We start from the raw sequence: 16,240 nt of genomic DNA on the forward strand, positions 1-16,240 counted from the left end.
CCGTGGCCGCGAAGCGCACCCTAGGTCTGTAAGATATCCACAAAACTGAAAAAGGATGTAAGGGATTTTGTCGAAAAATATTTTTTGGACACCCCTGAGGGGCCGAAAAGCCTTGATAAATCAACATTTCTAGAGGGAGGTAATGAAATGGCCGAAAAACCAGCCCAATCAAAGCAGGCCGAGGCGGCTGCCGGCGAAACGCTGGAGCAGGTGAAAGAGCAGCTCGCTGAGCTCGGCAAGAAGCGCGGCATCCTCACATACGAAGAAATTGCCGAGCGGCTTTCCGGCTTTGATTTGGACTCCGACCAAATGGACGAATATTATGAATACTTGGCTGACCAAGGCATTGAAATCATCAGCGAATCCGATTTGGAAGCCGATCCGGACATCGATGAGCTGGCCAAGGAGGCGGAATTCGACTTAAATGACTTATCCGTTCCTCCCGGCGTGAAAATCAATGACCCGGTGCGCATGTACTTAAAAGAAATCGGCCGTGTCCCCCTTTTATCAGCGGAAGAAGAAATTGAGCTGGCGAAGCGGATCGAACAAGGCGATGAAGAGGCGAAGCGCCGGCTGACGGAAGCCAACCTCCGCCTCGTCGTCAGCATTGCCAAACGGTATGTCGGCCGCGGCATGCTTTTCCTCGATTTGATCCAGGAAGGGAACATGGGGCTGATCAAGGCGGTTGAAAAGTTTGATTACCGCAAGGGCTACAAGTTCAGCACGTACGCGACGTGGTGGATCCGACAAGCCATTACGAGGGCGATCGCCGATCAAGCGCGGACGATCCGCATCCCGGTGCATATGGTCGAGACGATCAACAAACTGATCCGCGTTCAACGGCAGTTGCTCCAAGACCTCGGGCGCGAACCAACGCCGGAAGAAATCGCCGAGGAAATGGATTTGACGCCGGAAAAAGTGCGGGAAATTTTGAAGATCGCCCAAGAGCCGGTGTCGCTCGAGACGCCGATCGGCGAAGAAGACGACTCGCATCTTGGCGACTTCATCGAAGACCAAGATGCGACGTCGCCATCGGAACACGCCGCTTATGAGCTGTTGAAAGAGCAGCTTGAAGATGTGCTTGATACGCTGACCGACCGCGAAGAGAACGTGCTCCGCCTCCGTTTCGGGCTTGACGACGGCCGGACGCGGACGCTGGAAGAAGTAGGCAAGGTGTTTGGTGTGACGCGCGAACGCATTCGCCAAATCGAAGCCAAAGCGTTGCGCAAGCTACGCCATCCGAGCCGCAGCAAACGGCTGAAAGACTTTTTGGAATGACTGTTCGTTCCATAGTTTACTTCTTCGGAAGTAAACTATTTTTTTCTTCTTCTTTTGGCGAAAGGTGGAATGCAAATGAACCGGAGACGGCGGGAAACGATTATCCGAGAAATCGAGTATTGGAAACGTTCGCGCCTCCTGCCAGAGCATTATTGCAATTATTTGCTCGCGCTTTATACCGAGGGCGATGCTTCCCTGAGCCCGCGCCGCCCGTTGCGCAGCCGGCTGGAGGCCAGCCTTTGTTTATTGTTGCCAGCTGCCGCCCTTGCCATTTATTTTACTGAATTGTCATTTGTTTTGCAAACACTCCTTTGTGCCCTTTTTTTCGCTGTTTGCCTGTTTTTTTGCTGGCGGTGGCGGAACGAACGAGAACTTCTTCACTTTCCGCTCATCGGAAGCGCTTGGATTTTGCTCGTGGCATCCATGTTGGAGGTTGACCGCTTTTTCCTGGGGCAAGCGGGTGCGCTAGCCGCTGCCGTGATCGGAAACTGTGTTCTCTGGTTTGCAGTCGGCCGTCTGCTTCGCCTTCGCTACTTTTCGCTCGCCGCTGTCAGCAGACCGCTGCTTGTAGCCGCCGCCATCTGGTGGTGTTGAGGTGTGTTGTTGCCTTTTCGGCAACTTAGAGCTTTTCCTTGTCCATTATTTACAGTAAAATAAAATTGTTTGCAACGTTCTTCATTATACATAAGGGAGGTAAAAGAGATGAACCGCAATCCGCTCATCCCGTTTTTCATCATCATGGCATTCGGGATTGTGCTGACGTTCGTCTTGTCGTTTAAAGGGCTAGGCGATGCGAAGGAAATGGCCAAAGAGAAAAAAGGCGGGGAAAAAACGGAACAAACGGCCGAATTCAATCCGGAACAGTTTTACCAACAAACGTGTTCTGGCTGTCACGGCCAAAACTATGAAGGCGGCGTCGGCCCGGCATTAAAAGGAGTCGGCGAACGGTTATTGGCGGACCAAATTAAAGATGTCCTGCAAAACGGACGTGGCAACATGCCGCCAGGGCTTGTGCCGGCTGACAACATCGACGCGATGACGAAATGGCTCGCCGGTTTAAAATAATGGATGGTGAACATCCCTTTGCTTTTGGCAAGGGGATGTTTTGTTTAGTACAATAGAGGCGCGCGACCTTGAGAACAGGAAAGGAGGAAGGAGCGGCCGCCTTCGCCCAGCGGTGGAAGGAAGGCGGGCTGCACCAAAGGAGCCATGAACGAGTTTCGCCTATCAAAGCGGTTGGCAACGGTCGCTTCCTTCATTCCGAAAGGAGCCGTGCTCGCTGACATTGGGTCGGATCATGCGTATTTGCCTTGCTATGCCTGCCTGCACGGGTATGTGTCAAAAGCCATTGCCGGCGAGGTCGCTGACGGCCCGCTTCGCTCCGCGCAGCAACAAGTGGAAAAGACGGGGCTTTCCGACCGCATTTCGGTGCGCAAAGGAGACGGATTGGCTGTCATCGCTCCGGGGGAAGTGGATTGCATCACGATCGCCGGCATGGGCGGCTCCCTTATCACCCGCATTTTGGATGAGGGGAAAGAAAAGCTCGTCGGTGTCCAACGGCTCATTTTGCAGCCGAACATTGGCGCTGAACTGATCCGCCGCTGGCTCTTCGATCATGGGTGGGAGTTGATTGCCGAACGCATACTGAAGGAAGATGGGCAAATTTACGAAGTGCTTGTCGCCGAGCGCGGCGACGCCCGGCGGCCGTACCGCCATCTGGAGGCGGAATTGCTCCTTGGGCCGTTTTTGCGCCGGGAAAACAGCGAGGTGTTCCGCGAAAAATGGCAGCGCGAGCTTCTGCATTGGAAACGGATTATCGCCGATTTGGCGGAGAAAGGGGAAAGCGAGGCGGCTAGGGTGAAAATGCGCGAACTGGAGAAAAAAGTCCAATTGGTAGAGGAGGCGTTGCGATGAGCCGGGTTCCGTACGGTCATGAAGTTATTCAGCTTGTGGAACGGCTTGCCCCGAAACAGCTCGCCATGGAAGGGGACCGGATCGGCCTGCAAATCGGGACGTTGAACAAGCCGGTCCGGAAAGTGATGATCGCCCTCGACGTGCTGGAAGACGTCGTCGTCGAAGCCATCAATCAACGAGTCGATTTGATTATCGCCCATCATCCGCCGCTCTACCGCCCGCTTAAGCAGCTGTTGACGGACGACGGGCACGGGCGGACGATCGCGGCGTGCATCAAGCACGACATCGCTGTGTATGCCGCCCACACGAATTTAGACGTCGCATTTGGCGGGGTCAATGATTGGCTCGCCGAGGCGCTTGGTTTAAGCGAGACGGCGGTGCTCGTGCCAACATATACAGAACCGTTGAAAAAGCTCGTTGTCTACGTGCCGGCGAGTCATGCCGAGGCGGTGCGGGCGGCGTTAGGCGATGCCGGCGCCGGCCATATCGGACGCTACAGCCATTGCACGTTCAACAGCCACGGCATCGGAACGTTTTTGCCGGAAGAAGGAGCGCAGCCGTTTATCGGGGAACAAGGGAAGCTCGAAGAAGTGGAGGAAGTGCGCATTGAGACGATCGTTCCTGCTTCCTTGGAACGGAATGTCATTCAAGCGATGCTGGCTGCCCATCCGTATGAAGAAGTAGCCTATGATCTTTATCCGCTTGACAACGAGGGGCGCCGCTTTGGGCTTGGCCGCATCGGGAGGCTGCTGCAGCCGGTGACGCTGCGCGCCTTCGCCGAACAAGTGAAAACCGCATTTTCCGTCCCGGCCGTGCGCGTCGTCGGCCGGCTCGATGACCTTGTGCAAACCGTCGCCGTACTGGGCGGGGACGGGAACAAGTTTGTCGCTGCTGCCGCCTCGGCTGGAGCGGACGTGTACGTGACCGGCGATGTGTACTACCATACGGCCCATGACGCCCAGGCGCTCGGCTTGCGCCTTGTCGACCCGGGCCATAATGTTGAAAAAGTGATGAAGCAAGGATTAGCCCGCTATTTAATGGCAGAGCTCCGGAAGCGGCAGTGGGAAACGGACGTGATCGCCTCCAGCGTTCATACGGATCCGTTTCAGTTCATCTAAGCGGCAAGCGAAAAAGGCTGTTCCACCAGGCGGTTTTGCCGACTGCGGGACAGCCTTTGTTTATAAACGGGGCGAGCTGTTACTCGTCTTTCTTTGCTTTTACTTTTGGCAAAATTTTGTGCAGCGGCACTTTCCGCTCCCGCTGCCATGTCGCCGGGTCGTTCGGGTCAAATTGCTCGAGGAAGTCGATCACTTCCTTGGTGATCGGCGTTGGGGTCGAAGCGCCGGCGGTGACGGCGACTTTTTTGGCATTTTTTATCCAATTGATGTCGATTTCCGTGACATCCGCGACGCGGTACGCTTTCGTGCCGGCAATTTCTTCCGACACTTGGGCGAGGCGATTGGAGTTGTTGCTGCGCGGGTCGCCGACAACGATCGTCACGTCGGCGTCCTTTGCCTGTTCGGCGACCGCTTCTTGCCGGAGCTGGGTCGCGAGGCAAATTTCTTTATGCATTTCCACGTGCGGGTACTTTTCCTTCACTTTCGCCATAATATCGGCGACGTCCCACTGGCTCATTGTCGTTTGGTTCGTCACCATAAGGCGCTTGTTTTCCAACGCGAGCCGTTCGACATCGTCGACCGTTTCCACAAGGTGAATGCGCTCCGGATTGATGCCGACCGCTCCTTCCGGCTCCGGGTGCCCTTTTTTGCCGATGTAAATGATGTCATAGCCATCCGCGAGCTTTTGTTCGATCAAGCGGTGTGTTTTCGTCACATCCGGGCACGTTGCATCGATCGTGACCAACCCTTTTTCGAGCGCCCGCTTTTTCACTTCCGGCGATACGCCGTGAGCGGTGAAAATGACCGTGCCGCGGTCGATTTTTTCCAAAATCTCAAGCCGGTTTTCTCCATCGAGTGTAATAATGCCTTCTTCGGCAAACGCATCGGTGACGTGTTTGTTATGGACGATCATTCCAAGAATATAAATGGGCCGTGGCAATGACGGATCCAAAGCCGCATTGCGGGCGATCACCATCGCATCGACAACCCCGTAGCAATATCCGCGCGGGGTGATTTTAATGACTTCCATCGTTTTCCCTCCCTGCCGCCGACCGTGCGGCGGTTGTTCACCTTTCATTATATCGGAGAGCGGAAGGGAAGACAAAGAATAATCGCCCCAAACGGCAACAAGCAGCGCTGGGGCGGAAAATGGCTATATATACAGCTTGGGGGCTGATGGTTTGGATGCGGCTGGCGTGCGCTTTTCTGCTAGCTCTTCGCGCTTTGGCCGCGGAACGGGGCGTTTCTTGGCCGCCAGCCCTCCTGATTTTCGTTTCTCCTCTTCAGCCGGTGCGCGCTCCGGTTGGGTGGGGTTCTCCTCTTTTTTATCAGCTGGTTTCAGCTCACGAAAAATGCGGATCATCCCCGGAAGATTGCGGACGAGCGGCCCGTACTGCTGCACCATTGGCACAACGTTTTGTGCGATGCCGAGCATTTTTTGCACGTTGTTTAACATGCCGATAAACCCGCTGCCTGTGTTGGCTGTTGTGGCGGCGTTGGCGGCTGTGTTTTGCAATAGCGGCATCCCCGATGGAGATGGGACCACCGTTGGCGGCTGCCCGCGGGAAAATAAACGGGCTAGCAGGCCGCCTGCACCGCCGGGGCGAGGGAACGGGGCCGGCATGCGGGCGAACGGGGCGGACGGGGCACCGATGAATGGAGAAGGCATCATCGGGGGCCGGCTGTATCTCATGGCACTCATGACAGTTGCCTCCTTCCCACTGTGCGGATGAACAATCGTCCTCGTTCATACAATATGCGGGCGGGGCGGGAAAGGTTTTTCCCGCTGCCGTGGTCTTTAGTTGCGGCCGACCTCCGACATTCGCTATAATGGTGAAGCAAATGGAGCGGCTCAGGCAGAAGGGAGTTGTGGTGGAATGACGGAGACGCAGTTTGCCCGTTTTTCGTTTCAACCGTTTGTCATCGAAGCCATTAAGGCGCTTCGTTTTTATAAACCGACGGAAATTCAAGAACGCATCATTCCGGGGGCGTTGCGCGGCGAAAGCATGGTCGGCCAGTCGCAAACCGGGACAGGGAAAACGCATGCCTATTTGTTGCCGATCATCGAAAAGATCGATCCGGAGCGTGCGGAAGTGCAGGCTGTCATCACGGCGCCGACGCGCGAGCTGGCGACGCAAATTTATCATGAGACATTGAAGATTACAAAATTTTGCCCGAAAGACCGCATGATCATCGCCCGCTGTTTCATCGGCGGGACGGATAAGCAAAAAGCGCTCGAAAAATTGACGGTGCAGCCGCACATTGTCATCGGCACGCCGGGGCGCATCAACGATTTCATCCGCGAGCAGGCGCTTGATGTGCATACGGCGCGCACTCTTGTTGTTGATGAGGCCGATTTGATGCTGGATATGGGCTTTCTCGTCGATGTGGACCAAATCGCCGCCCGCATGCCGAAAGAGTTGCAAATGCTTGTGTTTTCGGCGACCATTCCGGAAAAGCTGAAGCCGTTTTTGAAAAAATATATGGAAAATCCAACATTCGTCCAGGTCAAGCCGAGACAGGCGGCAAACGAAAACATCGAGCATGTGCTCATTCCGCTGCGTGGGCGCGAGAAGGCTAGGCTGCTTCATGATGTGCTTGTCAGCTACAACCCGTATTTGGTCATCGTGTTCGTCAACACGAGAAAGATGGCGGATGAAGTCGCCGACCTTCTTGCGGAACAAGGGCTGAAAGTCGGTGTGCTGCACGGCGATTTGACGCCGCGCGAACGAAAAAAAGTGATGAACCAAATCCGCGATCTCGAGTTTCAATACGTGGTCGCCACCGATTTGGCGGCGCGCGGCATCGACATCGAAGGAGTCAGCCATGTTGTCAACTACGAACTGCCGGATGATTTGCAGTTTTACATCCACCGCGCTGGAAGGACGGCGCGCGCCGGCTACAACGGCATTGCGGCGACGATTTACGAGCCGTCCGACCAGGATGCGATCGCCCGCTTGGAGAAAATGGGCATTTCGTTCGTCCACCGCGATCTTGTGCGCGGCGAATGGAAAGAGCTCCCGCCATGGAACCGGCGGAGCAAGCGGGCCGGCGAAAAGAAAGACGAACTCGCACCGGTGATCGCCAAGCTGAAAAAGGCGAAGAAAGTGAAGCCGGGCTATAAGAAAAAGCTGCGCGCCGAGCTCGAAAAGAAGAAAAAGCGGCTTGGCCGTTTCAAATAATTGTAGTCTTGGCCCGGAATGAAACGAAAAGGGAGAGAAGAGGATGCTAAAAATCGGTTCACACGTGTCGATGAGCGGCAAAAACATGCTGCTCGCCGCCAGTGAGGAAGCCGTTTCCTACGGCGCGAATACGTTTATGATTTACACGGGGGCGCCGCAAAACACAAGGCGCAAGGCGATCGAGGAACTCAATATCGAAGCCGGGCGAAAACATATGGCGGCGCACGGCATTGAGGAGATCGTCGTTCACGCCCCGTACATCATCAACATCGGGAACACGGTCAACCTTGATACGTTTGCGCTTGGCGTTGATTTTTTGCGCGCTGAAATCGAGCGGACAGAAGCGATAGGGGCGAGCCAGCTTGTGCTGCACCCGGGTGCTCATGTCGGCGCCGGGGCGGAGGCGGGGCTCCGGCAAATCATCCGCGGGCTGAATGAAGTGTTGACGCGCGAGCAGACCGTGCAAATCGCGCTTGAGACGATGGCCGGCAAAGGATCGGAATGCGGGCGCACGTTCGAAGAGCTGGCGTACATCATTGATGGCGTCGCCTATAACGACAAGTTGTCCGTCTGTTTTGACACGTGCCATACGCATGACGCCGGCTATGACACTGTCAATGATTTTGACGGCGTGCTTGATGAATTTGACCGCATCATCGGTCTTGAGCGGTTGAAAGTACTGCACATTAACGACAGCAAAAACCCGCGCGGCAGCCGAAAAGACCGCCATGAAAACATCGGGTTCGGCCATATCGGATTTGCTGCGCTCAATTATATCGTCCATCATCCACAACTGGAGGATATTCCAAAAATTTTAGAAACGCCGTATGTCGGTGAGGAGAAAAACAACAAAAAACCACCGTACAAGCATGAAATTGCGATGCTGCGGGCAAAGACCTTTGATGATCGATTGCTTGAGAAAATTGCAGCTGACGAGCAATAAAAAAGGGCGTTCCGCCCTTTTTTACTTTTTTTGCACAAATTGCAAAAACAGTTCGTTCGCTTTTTTGGCGATCTCCGGCGAGGTGATTTTCGCCAGCTCGCGCACCCATTTTTTCCGTTCTTGCGGATCGAAAACGTTGAGATCATTCGTCCGGGCCAGATGGAGAATTTTTTTCGCCTGGCTGACGGTAATCGGCAGGCCGTAGTCCCGGCTGTAGGCCGCCAATTCCTCCGGGGTGATCGTTTTCAACTTTTGCTTGACAAGCTGTTGATAAAAATTCATTGCCACCGCCTCCTTCGTTCTTTTCCATCATATGGCGTGAACAGAAAAGGGGTGTATGATATAATGGAAATGAAAGCAAAGGGAGAAAGGGTGGTAATTTGGCGGCAAAACAGCATAAAAAGGAACCGTTGAACCATGTGTTGTACCGGGCGGTCATGATCGCCATCGGCGCGGCATTGGCTGCCTTCGCGATCGAGCGGCTGCTTGTTCCGAATAAAATGATCGATGGCGGCATTATCGGTGTTTCGCTCATCCTCGATTACTTGATCCCAGATGAATGGCGGCTGCTCAATTTTGCCACGCTTGTCATCCTCTTAAACGCCCCGTTTATGTATTTCGGCTACAAGCACATCGGCAAAACGTTTATGTTGTCGACGATTTTAGGCGTTGTCATTCTCGGAGCCGCTGAACGGGCATTTCATCATTTTTCCCCGCTGACGGCCGAGCCCATTTTGGCAACGGTGTTTGGCGGTTTGGCGCTTGGGCTTGGCGTCGGGTTGGTCATTCGCCATGGTGGGTCGCTCGATGGGACGGAAATTTTAGGAATTTTGTTGACGAAAAAAATCCCGTTTTCCGTCGGGGAGTTCGTCATGTTTGTCAACGTCTTTATTTTCGGCTGGGCGGCGTTTGTGCTCGGGGTCGAGGCGGCGATGTATTCGGTCATGACGTACTATATTGCTTCCAAGACGATCGACGCAGTCATCGAAGGACTTGATGAGACGCGGGCCGCTTTTATTGTCACTGATTATTATGCGGAGATTTCGGATGCCATTTTGCACCGCCTCGGCCGCGGAACGACGAAATTGATCGGCAAAGGCGGCTACACCGATGAAGAAAAAGAAATTATTTATGCGGTCGTCACGCGCTTGGAAGTGACAAAACTAAAATCGATCGTCAATGAAATCGACCCGGATGCGTTCATCACCATTATGCCGACGCATGAAGTGCGCGGCGCCCGCTTTAAATCAGCGATTCATTGAGGTTTACAAAACGCGGATGGCGGGGTATACTTGCATAGTGAAGCAAATCAGAATGATTCTGAATTAGCAAGGGAGAACCGCCATGGAGAGTGGGCTTGTTTTGCAAATTGAGGATGTGTCGTTCCGTTATGAAAACGAGAACGTGCTTGAGCATGTTAGTTTAACGGTGCCGAAAGGAGCATTTTTAGGATTGGTCGGCCCGAACGGCTCGGGAAAATCGACGCTGCTGAAATGCGTGCTCGGTTTGCTCAAGCCGTCGCATGGCCGCATTTTGTTGTTCGGTGAACCGGTTGAATCGTTCCGGGCATGGCATCGAATCGGCTTTGTATCGCAAAAAGCCAACAGTTTTAACCGCGGTTTCCCGGCGACGGTTGAGGAAGTGGCGGCGAGCGGATTGACGGCGAAACGCGGCTTGTTCCGCCTGTTGACGAAAGAAGACCGGCGGGCGGTCACGGCGGCGCTTGAGGCTGTTGGGCTGAGCGAGTTGGCGAAGCGCAATATCGGCGAGCTGTCCGGCGGCCAGCAGCAGCGGGTGTTTATCGCCCGGGCGTTGGCGAGCCAACCGGATTTGCTCATTTTAGACGAGCCGACGGTCGGCGTGGATGCCCGCCATGTGCACGAGTTTTATGAGCTGCTTGGCGATTTGAACCGCCGCGGTTTGACGCTTATCTTAGTGACGCACGACATCGGGACGATGACGGAGCGGGTCACCCATATCGCCTGTTTGAACAGACGCCTCTATTTCCATGGAAAAGCGGAGGAGTTTGAACAGCTTGGCGACGAAGCCATTTCGCAGTTTTACGGGCATCCGCTTCACGTTCTCTCCCACGAGCACTAGAGGGGCCATATAAACGATTGACGTTGGAGGAATGACACGTGTGGGAAGCCTTATGGCAGTACGAGTTTTTGCGCAACGCCTTCTGGGCCGGGGTATTGACCGGATTTGCCGCGCCGCTGCTTGGCGTGTTTATCATTGTTCGGCGGCTCTCGCTCATCGCGGATGCGTTGAGCCATGTCACGCTTGCCGGCATTGCCGCCGGGCTGCTGCTCGGGAAGTCCGTGCCGGCGGCAGCCGGATGGAACCCGCTGTACATCGGCATGGGCTTTTCCGTCATCGGCTCGCTGTTTATCGAAAAGCTGCGTGCTGTGTACCGGCATTATGAGGAGCTTGCCATTCCGATCATTTTATCGGCCGGCATCGGCTTAAGTGTGATTTTGATTTCAGCGGCCAACGGATTTACAACTGATTTGTTTTCGTACTTGTTCGGCAGCGTGAGCGCTGTCAGCCGCTCTGATGTCGGAACGGCGCTCGGCGTCACGATTGTTGCTGTCGCCGTCATTTTCGCTTTTTACAAGGAATTGTTTCTTCTCTCGTTTGATGAGGAATATGCCCGCGTTTCCGGCGTCCGCGCCAAGCTCATTCATTTTTTGTTTATCGTGCTTGTCGCTCTCGTCATCGCGGCGTCGATGCGCATCGTTGGCGTGCTGCTCGTTTCTTCGCTCATGACGCTGCCGGTGGCCGCGAGCATCCGCATCGCCAAAAGCTTTAAACAAGCCATCGCATATTCCGTTTTCTTCGGGGAGCTTTCCGTCATCGTCGGCTTGCTGGCGGCATACGAACTCGATTGGGCGCCGGGCGGAACGATTGTCATGATGGCCGTGGCCATTTTGCTTCTCGTATTAGGATGGAAAAAATGGAGAAGGGGGCGGTCGCGATGAACGTTGGCGAAGCGTTGCGGTTAATGAAGGAAAAAGGGTTTAAATATACGGAAAAACGGAAACAAATGCTCGAGCTGTTTGCCGGCCGCGACAAATATTTGACGGCAAAAGAAGTGCTTGAGGCGCTTCGTCCCGCTTATCCGGGCTTAAGCGTTGACACGGTGTACCGCAATTTGTCGCTCTTTGCTGCGCTCGGCATTTTGGAGATGACCGAGTTGTCAGGAGAGAAACGGTTTCGGTTCGCCTGCGACGCCCGCCGCCATCACCATCATTTCATTTGCACCGAGTGCGGGAAAACAAAAGAAATCGATATATGTCCAATGGAAAGGCTGGCCACGCAGCTCGACGGCTACGAAATCGCCGACCATAAATTTGAAATTTACGGAACATGTCCGCAATGCCAAAAACATCTCCCGATATAAGACGGGAGATGTTTTTCTTATGGCGCCAAGCACAGCTCGACTTCACGCTTGGCCTCGAGCCAATGCCGGACGCGGATGACATTGTCAGGAAGCGGACCTTGGTTGTATGGCGTGTCAAACAAAATGACCGGGATGCCGCATGCTTCTGCGATCTCACAAGCGTTATCGTATTTATCTTCAAAAAAGGCGGCCAGCCTGTATTGGCGGACGGCGGCGATTTTATCGTGGGATCCGATCAGCTCAATATGGTGGTAATGGATGCCGTGCCGTTGAAACCAGCGTTCGGTGAGCTCGTACAAATGGCGGCCGCGGGCGCTGATGTAATACAGCTCGTATTTGTCTTTCCAGCTGTCAATCACCTCAAGCGCGTAGCGAGCCAGCGGCGCACGTTCGTAAATGCCCGCCTCATTTTCCGCAAGCCACCGGTCCATTTCTTCCTCCGCCACGCCGTATAACGGCGCCAAATTGTATTGTGTAATGTCGTGTAATGCGAGCTCTTTGCCGAATGCTTCGTTTAAATACGGAATAAATGTGCTCGGACACGTAACCGTGCCGTCAATGTCGATCCCGAGCCGGTGTTTCATCGTCGCATCCCCCTTTTAGAAAATATTCACACTGATAAAATGGCACCGGTTTCTCATACTAAGAATGCTCCTTACTTTAGGAAAGCGAGGGAAGCATATGGCAGACGACCGCGAGCGCACGTATAATGGAAGTTACGTGCAATCGATCGAAAAAGAGGAACCAGAACGCACTTTCATGGAAGAAACAGCGGCGGAAGTCGCTGAACCGATTCGCCGCCGCGACGAGCGGGATGAAGAACGCGCGGACGGTGCCGGGCTCGGCTGGCTCGCTTTGGCCCTGTCCATCATCGCCTTGTTTATTTGGCCGATTTTGTTAGGGGCGACCGGCATTATTGTCGGGTTTATCGCGCGCCGGCGCGGCGCGGAAACGCTTGGGGCTTGGGCCATCGGGATTGGCGTCATCGCCATTCTCGTCCGCCTGTTTATTATGCCGTTTTATACGTAAAAAAAGCGAGGGTGTCCCCAAGGCGGGGACGCCCTTTCTCGTTATGCAGGAACATTCCGCTCATTGGGCGGCGCTACCTTTCAGAGCGGCTTTGTTTTCCTTTTGCTTTGCAAAATATTCTTCCGCCAGCTTGTCGATTTCTTTTTTCAGTTCTTCCACCATTTGTTCTTCCGGTACTTTGCGGACAATTTTGCCGTGGCGGAACAACAAGCCTTCGCCGCGGGCGCCGGCGATGCCGATATCCGCCTCGCGCGCTTCGCCCGGGCCGTTGACCGCGCAACCGAGCACGGCGACTTTGATCGGCGCCTTAATTTTGGCGATATAGTCCTCGATTTCATTGGCGATGCTGATCAAATCGATCTCAATCCGCCCGCACGTCGGGCAGGAAATGAGCGTCGCCGCATTGGAGGCGAGCCCGAACGTTTTTAAAATTTCGCGCGCCACTTTTACTTCTTCAACCGGGTCGGCGCTTAACGAAACGCGGATCGTATTGCCGATGCCTTTGCTTAAAATGGCGCCGAGTCCAACCGCGCTTTTGATCGTGCCGGAAAAAAGCGTTCCCGCCTCGGTGATGCCAACATGGAGCGGATAGTCGAACGTGCGCGCCGCTTTTTCGTACGCTTCAATGGCGAGGCGCACATCGGACGCTTTCAACGAAACGATAATGTCGTGAAAATCGAGTTCTTCCAAGATGCGGATATGGTATAAGGCGCTCTCGACCATGCCGTCGGCTGTTGGATATCCGTATTTTTCTAAAATGCGTTTTTCCAGCGATCCGGCGTTGACGCCGATGCGGATCGGCACGCCGCGCTCTTTCGCCGCTTTCACGACCGCTTCGACTTTTTCGCGGCGCCCGATGTTGCCTGGATTGATGCGGATTTTATCAACGCCGCCTTCGATCGCTTTCAACGCCAGTTTGTAGTCAAAGTGGATGTCGGCGACAAGCGGGATGTTGATTCGCTTTTTAATTTCCGGTATCGCCGCGGCAGCCCGTTCGTCCGGGCAGGCGACGCGGACGACTTGACAGCCCGCCTCCTCAAGCCGGCGGATTTGCGCCACCGTCGCCTCGACATCGTGCGTTTTCGTCGTCGTCATGCTTTGAATGATGACTTCGTTGCTGCCACCGATCGTCAGCGGACCGACGCGGACCGGCCGAGTCTTTGAACGATGGATGATTTCACCCACGGGAATTCGCTCCTTTAACATTCAAGTCGCTTTCTGCATTATTGTAACAGTGCCATCCGCCGTTTGACAAGCGATTCGCCGGTTAGCGATAGATCGGCACTTTATAAGTTTTCCCGATTTTTAATGTTTGCGCATGTTCGCCTGGATTTAACCGTTCAAAATCACGGATCAGCTGCTCGAGCGGAACGGGCAATGGACCGTTGAGTTCTTTCTCGATGATGGACAACAACGTATCGCCAGGGCGAATGGTCACCGTCCGGTACGGGATGGCCGCCTGTTTCGACTGGACAACGGCTGCCGCTGTTTCAGATGAAGGGTGAAGCGTTCCGATGACAAGGTCGCGGTAAACGATATAACTGGAAAGAAAGAGAAGCAGGAGAAAAATGAATTTTTTCATGACGCTTCCTCCGCATGCGTATATCTATTTCATATGTATGCTTGTCCAGCGAAAATATGTCTTCCTTAGCAAGGTCGTTGAGTTCATGAGGAAAACACTTCAACAAAAGAATGTCTCCAATTTGAAAAACAGCATCACCGTTCTTCTTTGCCTTCAAGGCTCGCTTGACGGCTTTTTGAAAATATTCCTGTTTTTTGTCTTTACAGAAACTCAACAACTGCTTTATAAGGGCCTAACGATGTCTCGCTACAATGGTCTTGTACGTTGAAAGTACGAAAACAAAACGGGAGGATTTCTGAATGTGGAGCAAACGAGTCAAATTGGGATTGGCCGCCTTGTTGATGACCGGCGTTTTGGCCGGCTGCGGGCAGACTGAAAAGAACAACACGGGCGGCAATGAAGGAGCGGCAAAGAAAGAAGAAACCTACTCCGGCACCATTGCACTAGTGGGATCTACAGCGCTTCAGCCGCTGGCAGACTCCGGGGGGGGGCGGCGCGCGCGTCGAGGACGAGGAGAAAGAAGCAAAGCAGCGTAAGCACAAAAAAAGCTGTCCTGCATCGACAGGCAGCTTTTTTATATTTCCCGTTTGGCTGATGGCACTTCCTTGACTGCCAAAAAGAGAACGACAAGCGAAACGAACCAATGGATCAACGCGCCGTAGGGCACGACCGCTTGCACCGTTTCCATCACGGTGAAAAAGACGGTCGACAGCGTAATGGCGTAAGCCGACATCACCCATGTATGGCGGTAGCGCAGCGTTTTGTCGAGCACGCCGGCAAGAATCAGGCCGAAAAAGGCAAAGATGCACACGCTGATGAATTTCCCGGCGCAGGCGAGCACGTATAAAACGAACCCAAAAAGCGGGATGAGGACAGGGAGAAGCGACTGAAGACCGGCGATGAACGCGCGAACGTCTTCGTCGGTAATGGTCACATCCGGAAACGTGGCATAGCTGTAATGCTGCGCCTGATGGCCGGCGACGAGCACGGCTTCATGCTTCAAGAGCGCGATGGCGTTCGGAAACTGCTCGACGTTCTCACTCGTCACTTTGCCGGTGCTGTCAAAAATGATCGTAAATCCGCCTTGATCAATATGAATCGGCGTGGCCGCCTCCGAGTGAAGTTCGCCGTTTTCAATCGAAAACGGCGGCAACTCGTTATTCAATAAGGCGCTCGTTGTGCGGATGCCTTCAGTGAGCGACGAGGAGACATAGTAAAACGTCGGAAGAGTGGACAGCAAAGTCAGCAAAAACAAATAACCGATCGTTTTCCCAATTCCCTGAAATCGAAAGCGGGCGATGTCTTTCGGAGAATATAAGCTTTTCCACAGCTGGACGAATACGTTCATCGCAGACACACCTTTCTTTATCTCCTTTTCCATTGTAGCCGGGAAAGAGGAAGAATTCAACTTGAGACAAAGAAAAAGCGGGCATCTTCCCGCTTTAGTCAGAAGGCAAATGAAAGGTTTCAAGCAAGGCGCGCCATTGCAACACCCGTTCATTTAGTGCATCGGCTTCGGAACGAATGGCAGCCATATACTATAGCTTGTCATTATGAAGAAACGGTCAACGGTGTGTTGAAAATATGTAAACAAAAAGCGAGGACAAGCAAGTCGATTGAAACATTGTGCCAACTTTGGTAAGCTAATCTCAAGCGAACGCTTTGGCGTTCGTGTACATAAATCAAAAAGGAGCATTCCCGTTAGGAGCTTTTCCGGGGACTTGATCAAAAAAAGCCCTCTTGGTATGATGCAGGGGTGTCAACCACATCACTCACCATACCAAGGAGGAC

At 53.7% G+C, this 16,240-nt stretch carries 20 protein-coding genes; 13 read left to right on the forward strand and 7 right to left on the reverse strand.

Annotated elements, in window-relative coordinates:
- The first annotated feature begins 147 nt into the window (after positions 1-147).
- The 5 genes from rpoD (at position 148) to IKE44_RS02020 (ending at position 4,310) form a co-directional block, all read left to right on the forward strand.
- A complete protein-coding gene (rpoD, locus tag IKE44_RS02000; protein ID WP_287464859.1) occupies positions 148-1,278 on the forward strand; it encodes an RNA polymerase sigma factor RpoD in 1,131 nt (376 codons plus the stop codon).
- 75 nt (positions 1,279-1,353) lie between these two features.
- A complete protein-coding gene (locus IKE44_RS02005) occupies positions 1,354-1,872 on the forward strand; it encodes a hypothetical protein (RefSeq protein WP_287464860.1) in 519 nt (172 codons plus the stop codon).
- A gap of 108 nt (positions 1,873-1,980) precedes the next feature.
- Positions 1,981-2,343 carry a cytochrome c550 gene (cccA, locus tag IKE44_RS02010; protein ID WP_287464862.1) on the forward strand — a complete coding sequence of 121 codons (363 nt, stop codon included), beginning with the start codon at positions 1,981-1,983 and terminating at the stop codon, positions 2,341-2,343.
- 144 nt (positions 2,344-2,487) lie between these two features.
- Entirely contained in the window at positions 2,488-3,192 is a 705-nt protein-coding gene (locus tag IKE44_RS02015) for a tRNA (adenine(22)-N(1))-methyltransferase (RefSeq protein WP_033007937.1), read from the forward strand.
- Entirely contained in the window at positions 3,189-4,310 is a 1,122-nt protein-coding gene (locus tag IKE44_RS02020) for a Nif3-like dinuclear metal center hexameric protein (RefSeq protein WP_049624494.1), read from the forward strand. Before IKE44_RS02015 ends, IKE44_RS02020 begins: the two co-directional genes overlap by 4 nt.
- A 79-nt stretch (positions 4,311-4,389) precedes the next feature.
- Here the strand turns inward: IKE44_RS02020 and IKE44_RS02025 are convergent, their stop codons facing one another.
- Positions 4,390-5,340 (reverse strand): 4-hydroxy-3-methylbut-2-enyl diphosphate reductase, encoded by a 951-nt coding sequence (locus IKE44_RS02025; RefSeq protein WP_044743145.1) that lies wholly within the window; start codon positions 5,338-5,340, stop codon positions 4,390-4,392.
- Between the two features lie 123 nt (positions 5,341-5,463).
- On the reverse strand, positions 5,464-6,012 hold the full coding sequence (vrrA, locus tag IKE44_RS02030) for a VrrA/YqfQ family protein (protein WP_233434077.1): 549 nt from the start codon (positions 6,010-6,012) through the stop codon (positions 5,464-5,466).
- 175 nt (positions 6,013-6,187) lie between these two features.
- Between vrrA and IKE44_RS02035 the strand changes: the two genes are divergently transcribed.
- Together IKE44_RS02035 and IKE44_RS02040 are read left to right on the forward strand one after the other, a co-directional pair.
- Entirely contained in the window at positions 6,188-7,492 is a 1,305-nt protein-coding gene (locus tag IKE44_RS02035) for a DEAD/DEAH box helicase (RefSeq protein ID WP_287464864.1), read from the forward strand.
- 43 nt (positions 7,493-7,535) lie between these two features.
- The gene (locus IKE44_RS02040; protein WP_287464865.1) at positions 7,536-8,435 is read left to right on the forward strand and encodes a deoxyribonuclease IV; all 900 of its coding nucleotides are present in this window, start codon (positions 7,536-7,538) and stop codon (positions 8,433-8,435) included.
- A gap of 21 nt (positions 8,436-8,456) precedes the next feature.
- Here the strand turns inward: IKE44_RS02040 and IKE44_RS02045 are convergent, their stop codons facing one another.
- Complete coding sequence (locus IKE44_RS02045) at positions 8,457-8,717, reverse strand: DUF2624 domain-containing protein (RefSeq protein WP_033010236.1); 261 nt, start codon at positions 8,715-8,717, stop codon at positions 8,457-8,459.
- Positions 8,718-8,815: 98 nt separating this feature from the next.
- Between IKE44_RS02045 and IKE44_RS02050 the strand changes: the two genes are divergently transcribed.
- The 4 genes from IKE44_RS02050 (at position 8,816) to IKE44_RS02065 (ending at position 11,838) form a co-directional block, all read left to right on the forward strand.
- Complete coding sequence (locus IKE44_RS02050; RefSeq protein WP_080985661.1) at positions 8,816-9,697, forward strand: YitT family protein; 882 nt, start codon at positions 8,816-8,818, stop codon at positions 9,695-9,697.
- 82 nt (positions 9,698-9,779) lie between these two features.
- On the forward strand, positions 9,780-10,535 hold the full coding sequence (locus tag IKE44_RS02055; RefSeq protein WP_049624491.1) for a metal ABC transporter ATP-binding protein: 756 nt from the start codon (positions 9,780-9,782) through the stop codon (positions 10,533-10,535).
- Positions 10,536-10,573: 38 nt separating this feature from the next.
- Entirely contained in the window at positions 10,574-11,416 is an 843-nt protein-coding gene (locus IKE44_RS02060; RefSeq protein ID WP_287464867.1) for a metal ABC transporter permease, read from the forward strand.
- Positions 11,413-11,838, forward strand: a complete 426-nt coding sequence (locus IKE44_RS02065; protein WP_033014648.1) for a Fur family transcriptional regulator — start codon at positions 11,413-11,415, stop codon at positions 11,836-11,838. The genes IKE44_RS02060 and IKE44_RS02065 overlap by 4 nt, the downstream gene beginning before the upstream one ends.
- A gap of 17 nt (positions 11,839-11,855) precedes the next feature.
- Here IKE44_RS02065 and IKE44_RS02070 read toward each other — a convergent pair whose 3' ends face one another.
- Complete coding sequence (locus IKE44_RS02070; protein ID WP_287464868.1) at positions 11,856-12,422, reverse strand: hypothetical protein; 567 nt, start codon at positions 12,420-12,422, stop codon at positions 11,856-11,858.
- A gap of 97 nt (positions 12,423-12,519) precedes the next feature.
- On the opposite strand from IKE44_RS02070, the gene IKE44_RS02075 reads away from it, so the two are divergent.
- Positions 12,520-12,867: a hypothetical protein gene (locus IKE44_RS02075; RefSeq protein WP_033014645.1), complete on the forward strand. Its 348-nt coding sequence runs from the start codon at positions 12,520-12,522 to the stop codon at positions 12,865-12,867.
- Positions 12,868-12,927: 60 nt separating this feature from the next.
- Here IKE44_RS02075 and ispG read toward each other — a convergent pair whose 3' ends face one another.
- Together ispG and IKE44_RS02085 are read right to left on the reverse strand one after the other, a co-directional pair.
- Positions 12,928-14,052 (reverse strand): flavodoxin-dependent (E)-4-hydroxy-3-methylbut-2-enyl-diphosphate synthase, encoded by a 1,125-nt coding sequence (ispG, locus tag IKE44_RS02080; protein ID WP_033014644.1) that lies wholly within the window; start codon positions 14,050-14,052, stop codon positions 12,928-12,930.
- A gap of 82 nt (positions 14,053-14,134) precedes the next feature.
- A complete protein-coding gene (locus IKE44_RS02085; RefSeq protein ID WP_011231945.1) occupies positions 14,135-14,449 on the reverse strand; it encodes a LysM peptidoglycan-binding domain-containing protein in 315 nt (104 codons plus the stop codon).
- Positions 14,450-14,748: 299 nt separating this feature from the next.
- Between IKE44_RS02085 and IKE44_RS02090 the strand changes: the two genes are divergently transcribed.
- On the forward strand, positions 14,749-14,985 hold the full coding sequence (locus IKE44_RS02090; RefSeq protein WP_287464869.1) for a hypothetical protein: 237 nt from the start codon (positions 14,749-14,751) through the stop codon (positions 14,983-14,985).
- Positions 14,986-15,023: 38 nt separating this feature from the next.
- Here IKE44_RS02090 and IKE44_RS02095 read toward each other — a convergent pair whose 3' ends face one another.
- Positions 15,024-15,797: a DUF1189 domain-containing protein gene (locus IKE44_RS02095; RefSeq protein WP_033014641.1), complete on the reverse strand. Its 774-nt coding sequence runs from the start codon at positions 15,795-15,797 to the stop codon at positions 15,024-15,026.
- Between the last annotated feature and the right edge of the window lie 443 nt (positions 15,798-16,240).

Origin of the sequence: Geobacillus sp. (genome assembly GCF_017515625.1) — a bacterium.
Classification (GTDB): domain Bacteria; phylum Bacillota; class Bacilli; order Bacillales; family Anoxybacillaceae; genus Geobacillus; species Geobacillus stearothermophilus.